Origin of the sequence: Streptomyces fuscigenes, assembly GCF_021556455.1 — a bacterium.
GTDB classification, from domain to species: Bacteria; Actinomycetota; Actinomycetes; order Streptomycetales; family Streptomycetaceae; genus Streptomyces; species Streptomyces fuscigenes.
Window position 1 is genome coordinate 1 of record NZ_JAKGCV010000050.1, and the last position, 21,308, is coordinate 21,308.

Consider the following 21,308-nt stretch of genomic DNA (forward strand, 5'->3'; position numbering starts at 1 on the left):
CGCACCGGATGCCCGCCGCGCGCGGCCGAGTTGCGTGCGCGCCCGCCCCCGCAAGGCCCCGCACGCCCCCGCCGGGGCCGCCGCGGAACGTCTGTCCGAGTCCCCGCGCCCGCCCGCCGCACGGCAGTTGACCTGGGCAGGGATGTCCGGAAGATCCGCTCAGCAGTACTGAGCGTCCGCATAACGGGACCCTGCGCGATGCATCACGGTTGGGCAACCATTCCCCTTGGGGGCTGGCGGGTGATCCGGCACTCGCAGAAGACTCCCACCAGCACGTGAACCCAGGGTGGGTGAGCCCGTCCCTGCGGAAGCGATCCTTGCTCTGTCCCGGACCGGCCCCCGCTCGGTCACCGGGACGGGCCACATGCATCATGATGATCAGAAGCTGATCAGTGAATCGGCCGCCACAGCGGCGTAGTTCCGCCATGGCGGCGGTCGTGGGCCGGACACCAACGGCCGAGAAGAGGGGTCTCCAGCGCAATGACGGCACCAATAGAGACCACCGAGTCTGCTGCGAGTGCGCAGCCGGAGGCGGTCCTCGCGGGCGCCGGGAGCAAGCAGATCGAGGGGCGTTCGCTCGGCCGCATCGCCTGGACCCGCCTCAAGCGGGACAAGGTCGCGATGACCGGCGGTGTCGTCGTGGTGCTCCTGATTCTCGTCGCCATCCTGTCGAAGCCGATCCAGGCCGTGTTCGGCCTCGATCCCGAAGCCTTCCACCAGAGCCTGGTCGATCCGACACTGCTCGCCCCCAAGGGCGCTTTCGGTGGGATCAGTTGGCACCATCCGCTCGGTGTCGAACCGCAGACGGGGCGTGACATCCTCGCCCGCATCCTGGACGGCTCCTGGGTGTCCCTGCTGGTCGCGGGCGGTGCCACACTGCTGTCCGTCGTGATCGGTGTGATCATGGGCGTCGTGGCCGGCTTCTACGGCGGCTGGGTCGACAGCGCGATCAGCCGCGTCATGGACACGTTCCTGGCCTTCCCGCTGCTGCTGTTCGCGATCTCGATCTCGGCCACACTGCAGGGCAACGCGTTCGGCCTGAGCGGCCTCACACTGCGGATCGCGGTACTGATCTTCGTGATCGGTTTCTTCAACTGGCCGTACATGGGCCGCATCGTGCGGGCGCAGACGCTGTCGCTGCGCGAGCGCGAGTTCGTGGAGGCGTCCCGGTCGCTCGGTGCCCGCGGCGCGTTCATCCTGTTCAGGGAGCTGCTGCCGAACCTGGTCGCGCCGATCCTCGTGTACGCCACGCTGCTCATCCCGACCAACATCCTGTTCGAGGCATCCCTCAGCTACCTGGGCGTCGGCATCGAACCGCCGCAGTCCTCGTGGGGCGGCATGCTCAACCAGGCCACCGACCTCTACCAGGTCGACCCGATGTTCATGGTCATCCCCGGTGTAGCGATCTTCATCACCGTTCTGGCCTTCAATCTGCTGGGGGACGGGCTGCGTGACGCTCTCGACCCCCGTGGCAAGTAAGAGCGGCCGTGCCGCGTCGGACTACTGAGGGGGCAATCCTCACGATGAACAAGAGAAAGACGGTCGCGTCGATCTCCGCGCTGCTCGCGCTGGGACTCGGGGCCTCGGCCTGCGGTGGCGGGGGTTCCAGCGACAACAGCAGCGGGGGCGGGTCGGCCAAGGCCGACCAGGGCATCAACGCTGTCGCCAACGCGACGTCCAAGAAGGGCGGGACGGTCACGGCGGAGATCTCCAACGCGCCCGACTCGCTCGACCCGGGCAACACGTACTACGGCTGGGTGCAGAACTTCTCGCGCCTGTACGCCCGTACGCTGCTGACGTTCAAGCCCTCCCCGGGCACGGACAACCTGTCGGTCGTCCCCGACCTCGCGACGGGCCCCGGCACCGGCAGCGCCGACGCCAAGACCTGGACCTACCACATCCGCAAGGGTCTGAAGTTCCAGGACGGCACGGAGATCACGACCAAGGACATCAAGTACGGCATCGAGCGCAGCAACTTCGCGCCCGAGGCCCTGTCCAACGGTCCGACGTACTTCAAGACGTACCTCGCGGACGACAGCAAGTACAAGGGTCCCTACAAGGACAAGTCGCCCGACGGCCTGAAGTCGATCGAGACTCCGGACCCGTACACGATCGTCTTCCACCTGAGCAAGCCGTTCGCCGACATGAACTACCTGGCGACGTTCTCGCAGACCGCCCCGGTGGAGCAGAAGTTCGACAAGGGCGCCTCGTACCAGCAGGCGATCCAGTCGTCCGGCCCCTACAAGTTCTCGTCCTTCAACGAGAGCACGGGCGCGACCTTCGTGCGCAACCCGCAGTGGGACCCGAAGACCGACCCGATCCGCAAGGCACTGCCGGACAAGATCAACCTCAAGTACAACGTCAACCAGACGACGATCGACGAGCACCTGATCAACGACGACTCCACCGTCGACATCCAGGGCACCGGCGTCGCCTCGAAGACCCAGCCCAAGCTCCTGGTCAACCCGAAGCTGAAGGCGCAGACGGACAACCCGTACGCCGGCGTCACGCAGTACCTGGCGCTGGACAACAAGGTCAAGCCGTTCGACAACGTCAACTGCCGCATCGCCGTGCAGTACGCGACGAACAAGGCCGGCATGGTCGACGCCGTCGGCGGCAACGTCAAGGGTTCCCCCGCGACGACCGTCATCCCGCCGACCGTCGCCGGGTACCAGAAGAACGACACGTACCCGTCGGCCGGCAACAAGGGCGACGTTGCCAAGGCCAAGGAATACCTGGCCAAGTGCGGCAAGCCGAAGGGCTTCTCCACCACGCTGACCGCGCGCTCCGACCGTCCCGACGAGGTCCAGGCCGCCACGCAGCTCCAGGAGTCGCTGAAGAAGGTCGGCATCAACGCCAGCATCAAGACCTTCCCCTCCGGCAAGTACTTCACGGACTTCGCGGGCGTCCCGGACTGGGTCCACAAGAACAGCGCCGGCATGATGATGATGGCGTGGGGCGCCGACTGGCCGACCGGCTACGGCTACCTCGACCAGATCGCCGACGGCCGGGCCATCAAGCCCTCCGGTGGCACGAACCTCTCGGAGCTGAACGACCCGGCGATCAACGCCGAGTTCGACAAGGCCATCGCGACGGTCGACACCACCCAGCGCAACGCCGAGTGGGGCAAGATCGACCAGATGATCATGAAGCAGGCTTCGATCGTCCCGCTGTTCTACAAGAAGAACCTGCTCTTCCGGCCGACGTCGGCGGGCAACGTCGAGGTGGCTTCCGCGTACCTCGGTATGTACGACTACACGACCCTGACCTCGACCAAGTAGGAACGGTCCCGGGGGAGTCACCGCTCCCCCGGGGTCTCCGAAGCATTTCCTGAAAGGCAGGTGAAGGCGTCGGCCCGGCCGGATCCACCCGGTCCCGCCGGTCCGACGCCGCACGGCTGTGGCTGCGTACATCATCCGACGCGTCTTCGCCGCGGTATTGCTGCTGCTGGTGGTCAGCGCAGTCACGTTCGCGATCTTCTATCTCCTTCCCCGTGCTGCCGGGCAGACCATCGACTCGATGGCGGCCCAGTACGTCGGCAAGAGCCCGGACCCGACGGTGATCAAGGCCGTCATCAAGAACCTGGGACTCGACCAGCCGATCTACGAGCAGTACTGGCACTTCATCAAGGGCCTCGTCGCCGGCGCCGACTACAAGTTCGGCCCCGACCCCGCGCACTGCTCCGCGCCCTGCTTCGGCTACTCCTTCAAGACCCACACCGCGGTGTGGCCGCAGATCGAGCAGCGTGCCCCGATCACCTTCTCGCTCGCCATCGGCGCGGCGGTCATCTGGCTGGTCACGGGCATCGCGACCGGCATCCTGTCGGCGCTCAAGCGGGGCTCGATCTGGGACCGCCTCGCCATGGGCATCTCGCTCATGGGCGTCTCGCTCCCGATGTTCTTCACCGGCCTCGCGCTGCTGGCCCTCTTCAGCTTCAACTGGCTGCAGATCTGGAACGTCCAGTACGTCCCGTTCACCCAGAACCCCGGTGAGTGGGCCTGGAACCTGATCCTGCCGTGGGTCTCGCTCGCCTTCCTCTACTCGGCCCTGTACGCCCGGCTCACCCGGGCCGGGATGCTCGAGACGATGAGCGAGGACTACATCAGGACCGCGCGGGCCAAGGGCCTCGTGGAGCGGAGGGTCGTCATCAAGCACGGCCTGCGCTCCGCCCTGACGCCGCTCATCACCATCTTCGGCATGGACTTCGCGCTGCTGCTCGGCGGCGCCGTCATCACCGAGTCGGTCTTCTCCTTCCAGGGCCTCGGCGCCTACGCCATCCAGGGCGTCACCGGCAACGACCTGCCGATCGTCATGGGCGTGACCCTGCTGACCGCCTTCTTCATCGTTGTCTGCAATCTGCTGGTGGACCTCGTGTACGCCGCGATCGACCCCCGGGTGAGGCTCTCATGAGCGACACGCACAAGGACGCCACCGAGAAGGCCACCGGGGCCGCGGCCGAAAAGAGCACGGAGGCGTCCGTGGCTCCGGAGGCGTCCGTGGCTCCCGAGGCCGCGCCGTCGGACGGCGCCCGGGAGTTCCTCTCCGTGCGCGACCTGCGGATCCACTTCGACACGGACGACGGCCTGGTCAAGTCCGTCGACGGCGTCAGCTTCGACCTCAAGGCCGGCGAGACCCTGGGCATCGTCGGCGAGTCCGGCTCCGGCAAGTCCGTCACGTCGCTCGGCGTGATGGGGCTGCACACCTCCGACCGGGCCCGGATCTCCGGTGAGATCTGGCTCGACGGCGAGGAGCTGATCTCCGCCGACAAGCAGCGGGTGCGCGAGCTCCGCGGCCAGAAGATGGCCATGATCTTCCAGGACCCGCTGTCCGCGCTCCACCCGTACTACACGGTCGGCGCGCAGATCGTGGAGGCCTACCGCGTCCACAACAAGGTCGACAAGAAGGCCGCGAAGAAGCGCGCCATCGAGATGCTCGACCGCGTGGGCATCCCCGAGCCGGCCCGCCGCTTCAGCGACTACCCGCACCAGTTCTCCGGCGGCATGCGCCAGCGCGCCATGATCGCGATGGCACTGGTCAACAACCCGCAGCTGCTCATCGCGGACGAGCCGACGACCGCCCTCGACGTGACCGTCCAGGCGCAGATCCTCGACCTGATCCGCGACCTGCAGAAGGAGTTCGGCTCCGCGGTCGTCATCATCACCCACGACCTCGGCGTCGTCGCCGAGATCGCGGACCGCCTGCTCGTCATGTACGCGGGCCGGTGCATCGAGCGCGGCGCGTCCGACAAGGTCTTCGAGCAGCCCCAGCACCCCTACACCTGGGGCCTGCTGGGCTCGATGCCGCGCATCGACCGCGAGCAGACGGACCGGCTCGTGCCGGTCAAGGGGTCGCCGCCCAGCCTCATCAACGTCCCCTCCGGCTGCGCCTTCCACCCCCGCTGCCCGTACGCCGACATACCCGCCGACAACATCACCCGCACCGAGCGGCCCGAACTGCGCTCGGCGGGCGGCGACCACTTCTCCGCGTGCCACATGACACGCGAGCAGCGCGAGAAGATCTGGATCGAAGAGATTGCGCCGAAGCTGTGAGTGAACCGACGAAGCAGGAGACGAACGCGGCGCCGGCCGCCGCGGCGCCGAACTCCTCACCCGAGCCGCTGCTGCGGGTCACCGACCTGGCCAAGCACTTCCCGATCACCAAGGGTCTGCTGAAGCGCAAGGTCGGCGCGGTCAAGGCAGTCGACGGGCTCTCCTTCGACGTGCGCCCCGGCGAGACCCTGGGCGTGGTCGGCGAGTCCGGCTGCGGCAAGTCGACGATGGGCCGCCTGGTCACCCGCCTGCTGGAGCCGACCGGCGGCACGGTCGAGTTCGAGGGCCGCGACATCACGCACATGTCCACCGGGCAGATGCGGCCGATGCGCCGCGACGTGCAGATGATCTTCCAGGACCCGTACGGCTCGCTGAACCCGCGCCACACCATCGGCGGCATCGTCGCCACCCCCTTCAGGCTCCAGGGCGTCACGCCCGACGGCGGCGTGAAGAAGGAGGTCCAGCGGCTGCTGGAGCTGGTGGGGCTCAACCCCGAGCACTACAACCGCTACCCGCACGAGTTCTCCGGCGGCCAGCGCCAGCGCATCGGCATCGCCCGCGCGCTCGCGCTCAAGCCGAAGCTCGTCGTGGCGGACGAGCCGGTGTCCGCGCTCGACGTGTCGATCCAGGCGCAGGTCGTGAACCTGCTGGACGACCTCCAGGACGAGCTCGGGCTCACGTACGTGATCATCGCGCACGACCTGTCCGTCATCCGGCACGTCTCGGACCGCATCGCGGTGATGTACCTCGGCAAGATCGTGGAGATCGCGGACCGCGACGCGCTCTACGCCTCGCCGATGCACCCGTACACCAAGGCGCTCCTGTCCGCCGTCCCGGTGCCCGACCCGAAGCGGCGCGGCGGCAAGAGCGACCGCATCCTGCTCAAGGGCGACGTGCCCTCGCCGATCTCGCCGCCCAGCGGCTGCCGCTTCCACACGCGGTGCTGGAAGGCGACGGAGGTGTGCAGGACGACGGAGCCGCCGCTGATCCAGCTCGCTCCGGGGCACAGCACGGCCTGCCACCACCCGGAGAACGCGCCGGACCAGCAGCCGCAGGACACGGTGAAGCTGCTCGACGCGCCCGCGAAGGTCGCGGAGGCGAAGCCGGTCGACGCGAAGCCGGCCGAGGCGAAGGCGGTCGAGGCGAAGCCGGCGGCCGCGGAGGCGCCCGGGGCGAAGACCGCGGCGGTGCCGGAGCAGAAGTCCGCGCCGCAGGCGGAGGCCGCGGCGAAGGCGGAGCCGGCGAAGGCCGCGGAGAAGGCTCCGGCCGGTGAGCCGGAGAAGGCCGCCGCGAAGCCCGACGCGGAGGAGCCCGCCGCGAAGCCCGACACGGAGGAGCCCGCCGCGAAGGCCGACACGGAGAAGCCCGCCGCGAAGCCCGCGGACGAGCCCGCCGCGAAGCCTTCGGGCGACGACGCGGCCGGGTCCTCCGAGGACTGACGCGCGGGCCGGCCCCCCGCCGCCGAGGTGCGGCGGGGGGCCGCCTGCGCGCACCCGGCAGAATTGCCGGGTGGTAGTCGAACTGTTCAGGCCCTCCGTCCAGCACTCGCTCGACCTCGTCGGGATCTTCGTCTTCGCGATATCCGGGGCCCTGCTCGCCGTCCGCAAGAACTTCGACGTCTTCGGCATGGCGGTGCTGGCCGAGGTGACGGCGCTCGGCGGGGGGCTCTTCCGCGACCTGATGATCGGGGCGGTGCCGCCGTCCGCGTTCACCGACCTCGGGTACTTCGTCACACCGTTCGTCGCGACCGCGCTGGTCTTCTTCCTGCACCCCCAGGTCGAACGGATCCAGGCGGGCGTCTACGTGTTCGACGCGGCCGGCCTCGGGCTGTTCTGCGTGACCGGCACCACCAAGGCGTACGAGTACGGGCTCGGCCTGACCGCGTCCGCGGCGCTCGGCACGGCCACCGCCGTCGGCGGCGGCGTCCTGCGCGACGTCCTCGCCAACGAGGTCCCCTCGCTGCTGCGCTGGGACCGCGACCTGTACGCGGTCCCCGCCATCGTCGGCGCCGCCCTGACCGCGGTGTGCGTCCACTTCGGCGCCTTCAACGCCCTCACCGGCACGCTCGCCGCCCTGGTGGCCTTCCTGGTGCGTTTGCTGGCCATGCGCTACCACTGGCGCGCCCCGCGCGCGTGGCGCCGCAGGTCGGAGGCGACGGAGGAGCCGTAGGCCCGGCGCGGCCACGCCCCGGTGCCGAGCGGGGGCGGCATCTCGCCCCGGCGAACGTCCCACGGTGCGCGCCGGGGCCGGAAAGGGCCTAAGCGACCGTTCAGTAAGGGGCGGTACGGTAGGACCCATGGCACAGGTATCCACCGGGGGCAGCGAGTTCGACCGCGACACCGCTGTGACCCCGCTCTCGCCCGGACTCCACGCCGCGGAGCTGTCACCCGGCTGGTCGATCCTCCACGCCCTCAACGGCGGCTACGTCCTCGCGCTCGTGGGCCGCGCCCTGCGCTCCGCGCTGCCGCACCCCGACCCCTTCACCGTCTCGGCCCACTTCCTGACCCCGTCGCGTCCCGGCCGCGCCGAGATCAGGACCGAGGTCGTGCGCACCGGCAGGACCGTGTCCACGGGCCAGGCCGCGCTCGTGCAGTTCGCCGAGGACGGCAGCGAGGTCGAGCGGGTGCGTGTCCTCGCCACGTACGGCGACCTGGACGCCCTGACGGACGACGTGCGCACCAGCGCGAAGCCGCCCGTCCTGCCCCCGTTCGAGGAGTGCTTCGGCAGCTCCGACGGACCCACCGACGCCTTCGGCGACTCGACCCTGCTGCGCCGCCTGAACGTCCGCATGGACCCCGCCACCAGCGGCTGGGCGGTCGGAAAGCCGACCGGCAACGGCGAGCTGCGCGGCTGGTTCGCCCTCGCGGACGGCCGTGAACCGGACCCCCTGTCCCTGCTGCTCGCCGTGGACGCCCTGCCGCCCGCCGCCTTCGACCTCGGCATCGCCGGCTGGACGCCGACCGTCGAACTCACCGTGCACGTGCGGGCCAGGCCCGCTCCCGGCCCCCTGCGCGTGACGCTCGCCACGCGCAACCTGGCGGGCGGCTTCCTGGAGGAGGACGCCGAGGTGTGGGACAGCGCGGACCGGCTGGTCGCCCAGTCCCGCCAGCTGGCCCGGGCCCCGCGCCCCGGGGACTGACGGCCCCGGCGGGCGGCCCCCCGCCCCGGGCGCCGGACGGCGCGTCCGCCCGGCCGCGGATCGGGCGGACGGAAGCGGAGTGTGCCGCCGGTTCGCTGGGTACCGATGCGTGTGCAGCGTTCCCCGGCTCGTAGAATCAGGGCACCATGGCATACCTCGACCACGCCGCGACCACTCCGATGCTCCCGGAGGCCGTCGAGGCGATGACCGCGCAGCTCGGCCTCACCGGCAACGCCTCCTCGCTGCACGCGTCGGGCCGCCGCGCCCGGCGCACGGTCGAGGAGGCCCGGGAGGCCCTGGGGGCCGCCCTCGGCGCGCGGCCCAGCGAGATCGTCTTCACCGCCGGCGGCACCGAGGCGGACAACCTGGCGATCAAGGGCCTGTACTGGGCCCGGCGCGCCGCCGACCCGGCCAGGACCCGCGTCCTGTCGAGCCCCGTCGAGCACCACGCGGTCCTGGACACCGTCGACTGGCTCGGCGAGCACGAGGGCGCCACCGTCGAGTACCTGCCCGTCGACCGGTACGGCCGCGTCGCGCCCGAGGCGCTGCGCGAGGCCATCGAGCGCGACCCGGACGACGTCGCCCTCGTCACCGTGATGTGGGCCAACAACGAGATCGGCACGCTGCTGCCCGTCCCGCGGCTCGCCGAGGTGGCCCGCGAGTACGGCATCCCGCTGCACTCCGACGCGGTCCAGGCGTTCGGGCAGACCGGCCTGGACTTCGGCGCGTCCGGCTGCGCCGCCATGACCGTCTCCGGTCACAAGATCGGCGGGCCGTACGGCATCGGCGCCCTGCTGCTCGGCCGGGACCACGCCCCGGTGCCCGTGCTGCACGGCGGCGGCCAGGAGCGGCAGGTCCGCTCCGGCACGCTCGACGTGCCCGCCATCGCCTCCTTCGCCGTCGCCGCGACGCTGGCGGCCGAGCGGCGCGAGGCCTTCGCCCGCGACATCGGCGCCCTGCGCGACGACCTGATCGACGCCGTGCGCAAGGCCGTGCCCGACGCGGTGCTCGGCGGCGACCCCGAGGACCGGCTGCCCGCGAACGCGCACTTCTCGTTCCCCGGCTGCGAGGGCGACTCGCTGCTGCTGCTCCTCGACGCCCAGGGCATCGAGTGCTCCACCGGATCGGCCTGCACCGCGGGCATCGCCCAGCCGAGCCACGTCGTCCTCGCCACGGGCCAGGACCCCGACCTCGCGCGCGGCACGCTGCGCTTCTCCCTCGGCCACACGTCGACGGCCGCCGACGTGGCCGCCGTGGCCGACGCGATCGGCCCGGCCGTCGAGCGGGCCCGGGGCGCCGGTCTGAGCTGAGCCGCCGGGGTCCCGCGCGGCCCGGCCCCCCGGCGCCTCCCCCCGGATCGGTGCCGGTGCGGCCCCGCCCTCCGCAGGCAGTCGAGCCGTCCGCGCAGGACAATGAGGAGACGGTCTCGGGGACCCGCCACGACAACGGGAGGCCTCCGTGCGGCTTGTGGACGGCACCGACGAGAAGGCCGTGGAGGCGACCCCGCGCGAGCGGGCCGAGCGCGGGCGGGCGGCCCGCAAGGCGGCGCCACGCTCCGCCCACGCCGCCTTCCACCCCGCCGCGCACCGGCCGGACCCGCTCGACGTGCTCGAGGAGCAGTCCGCGACGCGCGCGCAGGACCTCGTGCCGGTGCGGTACGCGAGGATGGCCGAGTCGCCGTTCCGTTTCTACCGCGGCGCGGCGGCGCTGATGGCGATGGACCTGGCGGGCACCCCGGACACCGGGCTCGCGGTCCAGCTGTGCGGCGACGCGCACCTGCTGAACTTCCGCCTGCTCGCCTCGCCCGAGCGGCGACTCGTCTTCGACATCAACGACTTCGACGAGACGCTGCCCGGCCCCTGGGAGTGGGACGTCAAGCGGCTGGCCGCCAGCCTCGTGCTCGCGGGCCGCGAGAACGGCTTCGACGACGCGGAGCGCGCGGCGGTCGTGCGCACCGCCGTCGCCTCGTACCGCACCCGCATGCGCTACTTCGCCGGGCTCGGGAACCTGGACGTCTGGTACGCGCACGGCGAGGTCGAGGACATCGCGGCGCTCGCCGACCGCAGGCTCGGCACGCGCGGCGCGCACCAGGTCTCGCGCGCCCTGACGAAGGCCCGCGGCCGGGACAACCTCACGGCGTACGAGAAGCTCACCGAGCGCGTGGACGGCGAGCGCCGGTTCGTCGCGGATCCCCCGCTGGTCGTGCCGCTCGCCGACTTCGTGCGCGACGCGGAGCGGGACGGCGTCGAGCGCCTGCTGCGGGGCCTCGTCAGCGGCTACGCGCGCAGCCTGCCGCCCGACCGCAGGCACCTGCTGCGGCAGTACCGCGTCGTCGACATGGCACGCAAGGCCGTCGGCGTCGGCAGCGTCGGCACCCGCTGCTGGGTCGTCCTGCTGCTCGGGCGCGACGACGGCGACCCGCTGATCCTCCAGGCCAAGGAGGCGGACCGGTCCGTGCTGGAGGCGTACACGGGCGAGAGCCGCTACGACAACCAGGGGCACCGGGTGGTCGCCGGCCAGCGGCTGATGCAGGCGTTCGGGGACATCTTCCTCGGCTGGGACCGGGCCACCGGCTTCGACGGGAAGCGGCGCGACTTCTACGTCCGCCAACTGCACGACTGGAAGGGCATCGCCCGGCCCGCCGACATGGAGCCGCGCGGGCTGCGCGCCTTCGGGCAGGTCTGCGGCGCCACGCTCGCCCGCGCGCACGCCAGGTCGGGCGACCGCATCGCGATCGCCGCGTACCTGGGCCGCGGGGACGTGTTCGACCGTGCCGTCGCCGCGTTCGCCGAGCTGTACGCGGACCGCACCGAGGAGGACCACCGGGCGCTCGTGAAGGCCGTGCGCGACGGACGCCTGCCGGCCGCGGACGCGGCCTGAGGGGCGGCGGGGAGCGGCAGCCGGCGGCGGGGGCACGCGGCCCGCGGGGAGGGGCGGGGCCACCGGGGGCCTGGCAGCCCGCACCGGAGGACGGGGGGCCTCGCAGAGCGCCGGGCCGCCGGGGGCTCAGACGCGCGTCCTGCCCGCCGAACCCATCGCCTCGCCGACCAGCTTCATGTAGCGCGGCCAGTCCCAGTACCGGCCCGGGTCGGTGTGGTCGGTGCCCGGCACCTCCACGTGGCCGATGATGTGCCGCCGGTCCACCGGTATGCGGTAGCGGTGGCACACGTCCGCGGTCAGCCGCGCCGACTGCGCGTACATGGCGTCGGTGAAGTCCTGCGGCCGCGTCACGAACCCCTCGTGCTCGATGCCGACGCTGTGGTTGTTGTACCAGCGGTTGCCGGCGTGGAACGCCACGTCCAGCTCCCTGATCATCTGCGTGACCTGCCCGTTCTGCCGGACCACGTAGTGCGAGGCCGCCTCGTGGCGCGGGTCCTCGAAGAGGCGGACCGTCGTCGCGTAGTCGGCCTGGGTCACATGGATGACCACCATCTCCACCGCGAAGTCCACCGGCCGGTCCGCCACCCGGTAGTTCGCCGTGGACGCCGCGACCCAGCGCGCGTCCGCGAAGTCGGAGCCGCCGGGCGTGCGCGGCCGGGTCGGCCCCGCCGGGCCGGAACGGGAGAGCTCCTCGCCCAGCGCGATCGCACCGCCCAGCAGCGCCAGACCGCCGCCGATCAGCACCGCGCGGCGGCCCGGGGTCGCGCCCTTGCCGCCCCGGGCGGCGGGTGTCGTCCGTCCCATGCCCCTCAGAACGCTCCCGCGCGGGGGCCGTGTTCCCCGGGGAGGCCGGCCGCCCTTCCGGGGCACGTACTCTGGATGCGCTATGACTGACAACTCGCAGCGCCGCCCCCTCCGTGTCCTCGCCGCCATGTCGGGCGGGGTCGACTCCGCCGTCGCCGCCGCGCGTGCCGCAGAAGCGGGGCACGACGTGACCGGTGTGCACCTGGCCCTGTCCGCCAATCCCCAGTCGTTCCGCACCGGCGCGCGCGGCTGCTGCACCATCGAGGACTCGCGCGACGCGCGCCGCGCGGCCGACGTCATCGGCATCCCGTTCTACGTGTGGGACCTGGCCGAACGCTTCCGCGAGGACGTCGTCGAGGACTTCGTCGCGGAGTACGAGGCCGGGCGCACGCCCAACCCGTGCCTGCGCTGCAACGAGAAGATCAAGTTCGCCGCCCTGCTGGACAAGGCGCTCGCGCTCGGCTTCGACGCGGTGTGCACGGGCCACTACGCGACGGTCGCCACCCGCGACGACGGCAGCCGCGAGCTGCACCGGGCCAGCGACATGGCCAAGGACCAGTCCTACGTCCTCGGCGTCCTGGACGAGCGGCAGCTCGCGCACGCCATGTTCCCCCTCGGCGACACCCTCACCACCAAGGACGAGATCCGGGCCGAGGCCGAGCGCCGGGGCCTCGCGGTGGCGAAGAAGCCCGACAGCCACGACATCTGCTTCATCGCGGACGGCGACACGCAGGGCTTCCTGGCCCGCCGCCTCGGCGCGGCCGAGGGCGACATCGTCGACGAGTCCGGCGCGAAGGTCGGCACGCACGACGGCGCCTTCGGCTTCACCATCGGCCAGCGCAAGGGCCTGCGCATCGGGCACCCGGCGCCCGACGGCAAGCCGCGCTACGTGCTGGACATCTCCCCGGTCGACAACACGGTCACCGTGGGCCCCGCCGCCGCCCTCGACGTGACCGGCCTCACCGCGATCAGGCCGCGCTGGTGCGGGACCGCGCCCGCCGGCCCCGGCGCCTACACGGCGCAGCTGCGCGCGCACGGCGGCGAGTCCCCGGCGACGGCCGAGCTCGTGGACGGCACCCTGCACGTGTCCTTCTCCGAGCCGGTGCGGGGCGTCGCACCGGGCCAGGCGATCGTGCTGTACGACGGGACGCGCGTGGTCGGCTCCGCGACGATCGCGACGACGCGGCGCCGCGACCTGGCCGCGACGGCGGGCTGACACGGCGCCGCCGGAGCCGGCGGGCGCGGGTGGGGCCGGCCTCGTGGCCGCGCACCGCGCCCTCAGGCGGTGGGCACCAGCGTGACCTTGTCCGGGTCCGCGGCCAGATGCACCCGCGTCCCGGGTTCGAGGGACTGCGTCGGGTGGCAGCGGATGCGGATCTCCAGCGCCCCGACCCGTACGACGTGGTCCACGGCGTCGCCCATGAACGCCCGGTTCATGACCTCGCCCGACCACTGGTTGACCGCGTCCGGATGCGGATCGGTGGCCAGCGAGAGGGCCTCGGGGCGCACCGACAGCAGCACCGGGGAGCCGACGGCGGGCGGGGCCGTGGCGCCCCGGCACACGAGGCGGCCGTCGGCGGTGTCCACGCACACCTCGCCGCCGCCGGCCGACGCGACCACGCCCTCCAGGAAGTTGGACGTGCCGATGAACTCGGCGACGAACCTGGTGGCCGGCCGGGTGTAGACGTCGCGCGGCTTGCCGATCTGCTCCACCCGGCCCTCGTTCATCACGGCGATCCGGCTCGACATGACCAGGGCCTCGGACTGGTCGTGCGTGACGTAGATGGCGGTGAGGCCCAACTCGCGCTGAAGGCGCTTCAGTTCGAAGCGCATGGACTCGCGCAGCTTCGCGTCGAGGTTCGACAGCGGCTCGTCGAGCAGCATCAGCTCCGGCTGGATGACCAGCGCCCGGGCGAGGGCGAGCCGCTGCTGCTGGCCGCCGGACAGCTTCGTCGCGGCGCGGTCCGCGTAGGAGCCGAGTTCGGTCACCTCCAGCATCCGGCGCACCCTGCGGCCGATCTCGTCCTTCGCGGGACGACGGGACGAGGGGAGGATGTCGAGCGGGAACGACACGTTCCTGGCGACGGTCATGTGCGGCCAGATCGCGTACGACTGGAAGACCATGCCCAGCTCGCGCCGGTTCGCGGGCACGTCGACGCCGCGCGCCGCGTCGAACAGCACGCGCTCGGACAGCGCGATCGTGCCGCCGTCCGGCCGCTCCAGCCCCGCCACGGAGCGCAGCGTGGTGGTCTTGCCGCATCCCGACGGGCCCAGCAGGGTGAACAGTTCACCGTCCTGGACCTCGAAACTGACGCCGCCCACGGCGAACACGCGGGCGCCGTCCGCCGGCCGCGGGGGCGCCGGCTCCTGTGCGGCGCGGCCGCCCCGGCGCCGCCCGCGACCGGCACCGCCGTAGCTCTTCACCAGGTTGTTCACAGTCAACATGTCGGGTCCTTTTGGCCGTTGGAGCGTTGGTGGCGGACGCCGGCACGGTCCGGCGCCCGCGGGGCTACCGGGAGGAGTCGGACTGCAGGCCGAAGCGGGCACCGAGCCGGTGGGCGACCAGGACGAGGACCACGAGCAGCGCCACCATCAGCACGCCGATCGCCGCGAGCGTGGTGAGCTGCCCGTTCTCGAACTGCTCCCAGATCAGCACCGACAGCACCTCGGTGCCCGGGCTGTAGAGCAGGATCGTGCTCGACAGCTCCCGGAAGGACACCACCAGGATGTAGATCCACCCGGCGACGAGGCCGCTGCTGGCCAGCGGCACGAGGATGCGCCGGAACGTCTGCCACCAGGAGGCGCCGAAGACCGTCGCGGACTCCTCCAGCTCTTTCGACATCTGCGTCATCGCGGTGGACGCGTACCGCATCCCGTAGGGCAGGTAGCGGGTGCAGTAGGAGATCAGCAGGATGCCCAGCGTCCCGTAGATCGGCAGCGGGACCCGCAGGTACACGAACGACAGCGCGAGCCCCAGCACCAGGCCCGGAATGACGATCGGGGTGAAGGCGAGCAGGTCCAGCAGGCGCCGGCCGGGGATGCGGGTGCGCACCACCGCCCACGACACGACGGCCGCGAGGAACATCACGACGGTCGCGGCGCCGACGCCGAGCAGCACCGAGTTCTTCAGCGCGGTCACCGCGATCGGCAGGCGCAGGACCTCGCCGTAGTTGTGCAGGGACATCCCGCGCAGCGCCTTCAGGGAGGGCTGCGCGTACGACCTGAGCAGCGAGGCGTACACCAGCACGCCCACCGGCAGGACGACCGTGACCGCGAAGTACAGGACGACGCCGGCGCCGACCCAGGGCCGGGCCCGGCCGAGCTCGATCTGCTGCGGGCGGAACGCCTTGCCGGTGACCGTCGCGTGGCCGCCGCGGCGCTGCAGCCACGACGAGAGCAGCACCCCGGCCGCCGCGATGACCAGCAGCCCCACCGCGTAGGCGCCCGCGCTGCCGTAGTCCGCGGGAAAGGCCCGCAGGACGAAGTAGATGCGCGAGGTGAAGACGTAGATGCCGTTCTGCAGCCCGAGCAGGCCCGGCACCTCGAAGCTCTCCAGCGACTGCACGAACATCAGCAGCGCGGCCGAGACCAGCGCCGGCCGCAGCAGGGGCAGTGTGACCCGGCGCAGGACCGTGCGGCGCGACGCGCCGGACATGGCGGCCGACTCCTCCAGAGACGGGTCCATGCCCCGGAACGCCGACGTCATCAGCAAGAAGGCCACGGGCGCCAGGTGCAGCCCCTGGACCCAGATCATGCCCCACAGCGAATACACGTTGACCGGGCTCGCGCCCAGCACCGGCTTGAAGACGAGGGTGTTGACGAGACCGATGGACGGGTCCCCGAGAAAGATCCAGGCGGCCGCGTAGAGGATGCCGGGCACGATCAGCGGGACGAGCGAGGCGGCGAACAGCAGCCCCTTGAACGGGATGTCCGTGCGCACCTGGAGGTAGGCGAGCGTCGCCCCGACGACCAGCGCGAACGCCGCCGAACCGAAGGCGAAGGCGAGCGAGTTGAGCATCATCGTGCCCGCCTGCGAGCCCGCCCCGTACGCGCGCCCGAAGGCGCGGAAGGACAGCTCGCTGCGACTGCCGATGAACGTGTCGTGCAGCAGGAAGCCGACGGGCACGACGGCGAGGTAGCCGACGACGACCATCGCGCCGCCGACGACGAGGACTTGGAGGTTGAACCGGTCGCGCAGCCGGGCGAGCGGACGCGGCCGGGGCACGGACGGGAGGGTCGGCGCCGGGGGTCTGGTCGTGGTGGTCACGGGATCACCTCACGTGGCGGGCGGGGCCGGCACGGCTCGGACGGGACGTCCGCACACGCTCCGGCCGGGGTACGGACGGGCGGGCGGGATCAGCCGGTGCCCTTCGCGGACGCGACGCCGCGGAGCTGTTCGTCGTACTTCTTGTCCCAGTCGGTCGACGGGTCGGTGAGGCCCTTCACGTCGAACGGCGCCAGGTGCACGCCCGCCAGGCTCGTGTCGCCCGGGACCTTCGTCGACGGTGTCAGATGCAGCGACACCAGCACCTTCTGGCCCTCGTGCAGCATCCAGTCGTAGAACAGCCAGGCCGCCGCGGGATGCTGGGCGCCCCGCAGCATCCCGACCCCGTTGGGCCGAGCGAAGGCGGGCAGCGGGCTCGTCCCGTCGGGCAGCCGGTAGTCGACGGGCGCGCCCTTCAGGCGGGCCTGCTCCGTGATGTACGTGTAGTTCATCGAGTCGAGCGGGGTCTGGCCGGCGCCGAGCAGCGCCATGATCGTGGTGTGGCCCTTGGTGACGTGGGAGTTCGCCACGATGCGCCGCCACAACCGGTCCACCTGGGCCTGCGACCTGCCGTGGGTCAGCCAGTAGTGGGTGACGTTCTCGTACCAGTCGCTGTCGGTCGGCTCCAGCGTGATCCTCCCCTTGTAGCGGGAGTCCGCCAGGGCCTCCCAACTGCGGGGCACATCGGCCGGTTTCACGAGATCGGTGTTCCACGCGGGCAGGAAGACGTTGAAGCGGTCGGCGGTCCAGTCCGGGAACCGGCTGGAGGCGGCCACGCGCGCCTGCCCGGGACCGGTGTAGTGGGCCAGGGCCTTCTGGCCGTCCAGTGAGGACATCTCCAGGAAGTCGGACTCGACGGCGTCGGCGCCCAGCTTGCGCGCCTGCGACTCCTGGAGGATTCGCTGGAGGATCGTCTCCGAGTTGCCCCGGAACATGGAGATCCTGATCCCCGGGAACTGCCGGTGGAAGGCCTTGTCGACGGCGTTCGCGACGTCGTCGGTGAGCGAGGTGTAGACCTCCAGCCGCCCTTCCTCCTTCGCCAGTTGGACGGCCTTCGCGCGCTGGCGCGCCGGGGGCTGCGCCTGGATCTCGTCGTACACCTTCTGGGCCTGCGAGGAGACGACGACCGCGGCGCCGATGCGCCCGTCGTCGGCCGCGCCCGCGCCGCAACCGGCCAGCAGAAGGAGGGAGAAGGCGCCTGCGGCGCTCATGAGCCGGGTCCGCACTGCCGGTTCCTTTCGGTCACCTTCAGGACGCTGTGTGCCGACAGTAATACCATTGGACCTTTGTGGCGGGAAGGGCCCGCGCGCAAAGCAGTTGAGGCGCGAGGCCGCTGCCGGATACAACGAGGTTCCTCGTCCCGAAGGGAAACCGTGCCTGCCCTGCCCGATTCACCCCTCCCGCCCGTCCCGTCCGACTCGACCGACCTGCCGCCCTCGTCCGCCGTGACGATACGGCCCCTGCGCGACGCCTCGGAGCTGGACCTCTTCCGCTCCCTGCCGTACACGCTCAACGAGGAGATCGACGCCGACCTGGCGGCCGGGCGGCGGCGCCTGCCGTGGATGTGGGTCGCGCTGCGGGAGGGGCGTGTGGTGGCGCGGGCCGCCTGGTGGGCGCGCGCCGCCGGGGACGAGCCGCTCCTTCTCGACGTCTTCGACCTCGAGGACCCCGAAGTCCCGGAAGGATTCGAAAGGCCCGAAGGCCCCGGGGGCCGGGGAACTGTCGACAGCGTGCCGGACGCCGTGCCCGTGTCCGGGACCGCGGGCGAGGCCTCGGCGGCCGCGCGGGTGGAGGTGGGCGCCGCGCTGCTGCGCGCCGCGACGGCCCGGCTGTTCCCGGGGCCGGGCGGCAGCGCCCGCCTGCCCGGTTGCAGCAGGTTCCTCTCGCCCGGCTGGCGCGCCGACCCCGCCGAGTCCCGTGCCGTCCGCGAACGCGTGGCGGCCCTCGAACTGACCGGCGCCCGCCCGCTGGTGGAGCGGCTGCGCCTGCAGTGGCAGCCGGGCGCGGGCCGGGTGCCGGCCCCCTCGGACCGGCTCTCCTTCCGCCCGGCCGGCCCGCGCGCGGAGTTCGTGGAGCTGATGGCCGCGGTGCTGGACGGCACGCTCGACGCGCACAGCCGACAGGAACTGGCAGGCAAGGCGCCGCGGCGCTGCGCCGAGGAGCAGTACGACGGCGAACTCGCCCGGTACGCGAGCCCGCGGGAGTGGTGGCGGACCGCCACGCTCCCGGACGGCGAGCCGGTGGGTTTCGTCGTCCCCGCGCGCAACGCGTACGGGCCGATCATCGCGTACATCGGCGTCCTGCCCGCCCACCGCGGGGCCGGCCTCGTCTCGGACATCCTCGGCGAGGGCACCCGCGTCCTCGCGGCGGCCGGCGCCCCGCGCATCCGCGCCTCCACCGATGTCGGCAACACCCCGATGGCGCGGGCCTTCGAGCGCGCCGGCTACGCGACGTTCCAACGGCAGCTCGACCTGACCTGGCAGTCCTGAGGACCCCGGCGGAGAGACGCGGGCCCGGGAGGACCGGCCGGCCGAGCCGGCCCCGGGCCTGCTCCCGCCGGGCCGACGGGCATCGACCGAGCCACCCCCGGGCCCGCTCCCGCCGGGCCGACCGGCACCGACCGAGCCCGTGCCCCCGGGGAGCGGCAGGAACAGGCACGACGGACCCCGGGGGCACCCCGTATCCTGGGCGGCGGGCCGTGACTGGCGCTTGAGGTGGATCACCACCGGGGAGCGGCCCGGCAGCACCAGCTGCCCCTGCCGTGCGCCTGGGCGAAGCCGTGACGCGACCACCGCGAACGCAGCCGCACCAGCCCAGGGAGAAGCACCGTGACCGACACCGCCCGCACCGCCCAGGAATGCCCCGCCCCCGTCACCGCCTCCCCGGCCGGCGGCGGCGCCCGCCTGATGGACGGCACCGCGCTAGCCCGCACGATCGTCGCGGAGGCCGCCGCCACCGCCGCCGACTTCACCGCGCGGACGGGGGCCGCACCATGCCTCGCGACCGTGCTCGTGGGCGAGGACCCGGCATCCGTCACGTACGTGCGGATGAAGCGCAACCGCTGCGCGAAGGCAGGCATCGAGTCCCGTCACGTGGCGCTGCCCGCGACGGTCTCCACCGCCGAACTCGTCGACACCGTCACGGGCCTGTCCGAGGACCCCTCGGTCCACGGCATCCTGCTCCAGCACCCGATGGGCCACCACATCGACGAGCGGGCCGCCTTCGAGGCCATCGCGCCGGGCAAGGACGTCGACGGCGTGACCATGCACTCGTTCGCCGCGATGGGCTTCGGCCTGCCCGGCTTCGCGTCCTGCACGCCCGGCGGGATCATGCGGCTGCTGGACGCGTACGACGTGGACCTCGCGGGCAAGCACGCGGTGGTCGTCGGGCGCAGCGCCATCCTCGGCAAGCCCGCCGGCATGCTGCTGCTCGGCCGCGACGCGACGGTCACCTACTGCCACTCCCGCACGAAGGACCTCGCGGCCCACGTGCGCGAGGCGGACGTCCTGATCGCCGCGGTCGGCCGCCCCCGCTTCATCCGGGGCGAGGACATCAAGCCCGGCGCGGTCGTGGTCGACGCCGGGTACAACGAGGGCAACGTCGGCGACGTCGACTTCGACGGCGCGCGGGAGCGCGCGAGCCTGATCACACCGGTGCCGGGCGGCGTCGGCCCGATGACGATCGCGGTCCTGCTCTCCCAGACGGTGCGGGCCGCGGTGACGGGGATCGGACCGGCCGCCGGCTGAGCGCGCCGGCCCGGGGGCCGCGGGGGAGCCGGGGCCTCCGGGTCCGGGGCCCCAGGATCCGCGGCTCCTCGGATCCGGGGCCCGTGGGTTCCGGGGGCCGGAGCCCTAGTCTCGTGCCCATGCGACTACTGATTCTCGGCGGAACGGCCTTCGTCGGACGGGCGATCGTGGCGGACGCCCTCGAACAGGGCCACGACGTCACGCTGTTCGGGCGGGGCAGGACGGGCGTGGACCTGTTCCCGGGCGTGCCGCGGCTCGTCGGGGACCGCGACGGCGACGACTACACGGCGCTGCGCGCGGGGGCGGACGGCCGGGGGACCGCGTGGGACGCCGTCGTGGACGTCAGCGGCTACGTCCCGCGCCATGTGGCGGGAGCCATGGACGCGCTGGAGGGCCTGGCCCGGCGCTACCTCTTCATCTCGTCCAACGCCGTCTACGCGGGCCCCGGCGCGGACGAGGACACCCCGCGCAAGGAGCCGCTGCGGGACACGGAGGTGCTGGACAACGAGACGTACGGACGGCTCAAAGCGGCCTGCGAGGACGACGTCGTCGCCCGGTACGGCAGGCGGGCGGCCGTCGTCCGGCCGGGCGTCGTCGTCGGGCCGCACGACACGTCGGACTCCTTCACGTACTGGGTCCGCAGGGCCGCGGCGGGCGGCCGGGTGGCGCTGCCGGCCGACCCGGACCAGCCGGTCCAGGTCGTGGACGCGCGTGCCGGGCCCGCTCGCGGCGGGCGACGCGGACCGGCTCTGCGCCGAGCTGACCGCACGGGCGGCCGGCGGGGAGGCGCTGGTGGAGATCCGGCTCGGCGGCGCGGTGACGGCCGGCCTGCCGTTCGTGTCCAACGCGTTCGTCTCGACCCAGGGCATGACGCCCTGGCTGCGGCACATCGCCGAGTGGAACCCCTTCTCGGCCACCGTGCAGGC

At 72.3% G+C, this 21,308-nt stretch carries 16 protein-coding genes, 2 pseudogenes and 1 riboswitch; of the genes and pseudogenes, 14 read left to right on the forward strand and 4 right to left on the reverse strand.

From position 1 onward, the window contains the following. Positions 1 to 480 precede the first annotated feature (480 nt). The 9 genes from L1885_RS07740 to L1885_RS07780 all read left to right on the forward strand — a co-directional run bounded on the left by L1885_RS07740 (position 481) and on the right by L1885_RS07780 (position 11,568). Positions 481 to 1,479, forward strand: coding sequence for an ABC transporter permease (locus tag L1885_RS07740; protein WP_235796257.1), 999 nt, complete (start codon positions 481 to 483; stop codon positions 1,477 to 1,479). A gap of 44 nt (positions 1,480 to 1,523) precedes the next feature. Further along, positions 1,524 to 3,281, forward strand: a complete 1,758-nt coding sequence (locus tag L1885_RS07745) for an ABC transporter substrate-binding protein (RefSeq protein WP_235796258.1) — start codon at positions 1,524 to 1,526, stop codon at positions 3,279 to 3,281. A 118-nt stretch (positions 3,282 to 3,399) separates the two neighbouring features. Further along, on the forward strand, positions 3,400 to 4,410 hold the full coding sequence (locus L1885_RS07750) for an ABC transporter permease (protein WP_235796259.1): 1,011 nt from the start codon (positions 3,400 to 3,402) through the stop codon (positions 4,408 to 4,410). Then, the gene (locus tag L1885_RS07755) at positions 4,407 to 5,549 is read left to right on the forward strand and encodes an ABC transporter ATP-binding protein (RefSeq protein ID WP_235796260.1); all 1,143 of its coding nucleotides are present in this window, start codon (positions 4,407 to 4,409) and stop codon (positions 5,547 to 5,549) included. Before L1885_RS07750 ends, L1885_RS07755 begins: the two co-directional genes overlap by 4 nt. Then, entirely contained in the window at positions 5,546 to 6,988 is a 1,443-nt protein-coding gene (locus tag L1885_RS07760; RefSeq protein WP_235796261.1) for a dipeptide ABC transporter ATP-binding protein, read from the forward strand. The genes L1885_RS07755 and L1885_RS07760 overlap by 4 nt, the downstream gene beginning before the upstream one ends. A gap of 70 nt (positions 6,989 to 7,058) precedes the next feature. Further along, positions 7,059 to 7,718 (forward strand): trimeric intracellular cation channel family protein, encoded by a 660-nt coding sequence (locus L1885_RS07765; protein ID WP_235796262.1) that lies wholly within the window; start codon positions 7,059 to 7,061, stop codon positions 7,716 to 7,718. Positions 7,719 to 7,845: 127 nt separating this feature from the next. Then, a complete protein-coding gene (locus tag L1885_RS07770; protein WP_235796263.1) occupies positions 7,846 to 8,688 on the forward strand; it encodes a thioesterase family protein in 843 nt (280 codons plus the stop codon). Between the two features lie 146 nt (positions 8,689 to 8,834). Further along, the gene (locus L1885_RS07775; RefSeq protein WP_235796264.1) at positions 8,835 to 9,998 is read left to right on the forward strand and encodes a cysteine desulfurase family protein; all 1,164 of its coding nucleotides are present in this window, start codon (positions 8,835 to 8,837) and stop codon (positions 9,996 to 9,998) included. 157 nt (positions 9,999 to 10,155) lie between these two features. Next, positions 10,156 to 11,568 carry a DUF2252 domain-containing protein gene (locus L1885_RS07780; RefSeq protein ID WP_235796273.1) on the forward strand — a complete coding sequence of 471 codons (1,413 nt, stop codon included), beginning with the start codon at positions 10,156 to 10,158 and terminating at the stop codon, positions 11,566 to 11,568. Positions 11,569 to 11,694: 126 nt separating this feature from the next. Here the strand turns inward: L1885_RS07780 and L1885_RS07785 are convergent, their stop codons facing one another. Then, the gene (locus L1885_RS07785) at positions 11,695 to 12,372 is read right to left on the reverse strand and encodes an N-acetylmuramoyl-L-alanine amidase (RefSeq protein WP_235796266.1); all 678 of its coding nucleotides are present in this window, start codon (positions 12,370 to 12,372) and stop codon (positions 11,695 to 11,697) included. Between the two features lie 82 nt (positions 12,373 to 12,454). Here L1885_RS07785 and mnmA point away from each other — a divergent pair, with 82 nt between their 5' ends. After that, positions 12,455 to 13,588, forward strand: coding sequence for a tRNA 2-thiouridine(34) synthase MnmA (gene mnmA, locus L1885_RS07790; protein WP_235796267.1), 1,134 nt, complete (start codon positions 12,455 to 12,457; stop codon positions 13,586 to 13,588). A gap of 62 nt (positions 13,589 to 13,650) precedes the next feature. Here mnmA and L1885_RS07795 read toward each other — a convergent pair whose 3' ends face one another. The 3 genes from L1885_RS07795 to L1885_RS07805 form a co-directional block, all read right to left on the reverse strand. Continuing rightward, positions 13,651 to 14,817, reverse strand: a complete 1,167-nt coding sequence (locus tag L1885_RS07795) for an ABC transporter ATP-binding protein (protein ID WP_235796269.1) — start codon at positions 14,815 to 14,817, stop codon at positions 13,651 to 13,653. Positions 14,818 to 14,881: 64 nt separating this feature from the next. Continuing rightward, positions 14,882 to 16,639: an ABC transporter permease gene (locus L1885_RS07800; protein WP_235796270.1), complete on the reverse strand. Its 1,758-nt coding sequence runs from the start codon at positions 16,637 to 16,639 to the stop codon at positions 14,882 to 14,884. Positions 16,640 to 16,728: 89 nt separating this feature from the next. Next, on the reverse strand, positions 16,729 to 17,847 hold the full coding sequence (locus L1885_RS07805) for an ABC transporter substrate-binding protein (RefSeq protein ID WP_235796271.1): 1,119 nt from the start codon (positions 17,845 to 17,847) through the stop codon (positions 16,729 to 16,731). 234 nt (positions 17,848 to 18,081) lie between these two features. Between L1885_RS07805 and L1885_RS07810 the strand changes: the two genes are divergently transcribed. The 4 genes and pseudogenes from L1885_RS07810 to L1885_RS07825 all read left to right on the forward strand — a co-directional run. Then, positions 18,082 to 19,125, forward strand: a complete 1,044-nt coding sequence (locus L1885_RS07810) for a GNAT family N-acetyltransferase (protein ID WP_235796272.1) — start codon at positions 18,082 to 18,084, stop codon at positions 19,123 to 19,125. A gap of 199 nt (positions 19,126 to 19,324) precedes the next feature. Next, a riboswitch (ZMP/ZTP riboswitch) is annotated at positions 19,325 to 19,416 on the forward strand. Between the two features lie 126 nt (positions 19,417 to 19,542). Continuing rightward, the gene (locus tag L1885_RS07815) at positions 19,543 to 20,382 is read left to right on the forward strand and encodes a bifunctional 5,10-methylenetetrahydrofolate dehydrogenase/5,10-methenyltetrahydrofolate cyclohydrolase (protein ID WP_235796274.1); all 840 of its coding nucleotides are present in this window, start codon (positions 19,543 to 19,545) and stop codon (positions 20,380 to 20,382) included. A gap of 119 nt (positions 20,383 to 20,501) precedes the next feature. Beyond that, a pseudogene (locus tag L1885_RS07820) lies at positions 20,502 to 21,050 on the forward strand (NAD-dependent epimerase/dehydratase family protein); the annotation flags it as partial. Between the two features lie 166 nt (positions 21,051 to 21,216). Then, positions 21,217 to 21,308, forward strand: a pseudogene (locus L1885_RS07825) (ABC transporter permease); the annotation flags it as partial.

What these genes read in the sequence shown, in the direction of transcription:
- L1885_RS07740 (WP_235796257.1), top strand. Translation starts at nt 481, where the DNA reads ATGACGGCACCAATAGAGACCACCGAGTCTGCTGCGAGTGCGCAGCCG.
- L1885_RS07745 (WP_235796258.1), top strand. Translation starts at nt 1,524, where the DNA reads ATGAACAAGAGAAAGACGGTCGCGTCGATCTCCGCGCTGCTCGCGCTG.
- L1885_RS07755 (WP_235796260.1), top strand. Translation starts at nt 4,407, where the DNA reads ATGAGCGACACGCACAAGGACGCCACCGAGAAGGCCACCGGGGCCGCG.
- L1885_RS07770 (WP_235796263.1), top strand. Translation starts at nt 7,846, where the DNA reads ATGGCACAGGTATCCACCGGGGGCAGCGAGTTCGACCGCGACACCGCT.
- L1885_RS07775 (WP_235796264.1), top strand. Translation starts at nt 8,835, where the DNA reads ATGGCATACCTCGACCACGCCGCGACCACTCCGATGCTCCCGGAGGCC.
- L1885_RS07785 (WP_235796266.1), bottom strand. Translation starts at nt 12,372, where the DNA reads ATGGGACGGACGACACCCGCCGCCCGGGGCGGCAAGGGCGCGACCCCG.
- mnmA (WP_235796267.1), top strand. Translation starts at nt 12,455, where the DNA reads ATGACTGACAACTCGCAGCGCCGCCCCCTCCGTGTCCTCGCCGCCATG.
- L1885_RS07795 (WP_235796269.1), bottom strand. Translation starts at nt 14,817, where the DNA reads ATGTTGACTGTGAACAACCTGGTGAAGAGCTACGGCGGTGCCGGTCGC.
- L1885_RS07805 (WP_235796271.1), bottom strand. Translation starts at nt 17,847, where the DNA reads ATGAGCGCCGCAGGCGCCTTCTCCCTCCTTCTGCTGGCCGGTTGCGGC.
- L1885_RS07815 (WP_235796274.1), top strand. Translation starts at nt 19,543, where the DNA reads ATGGACGGCACCGCGCTAGCCCGCACGATCGTCGCGGAGGCCGCCGCC.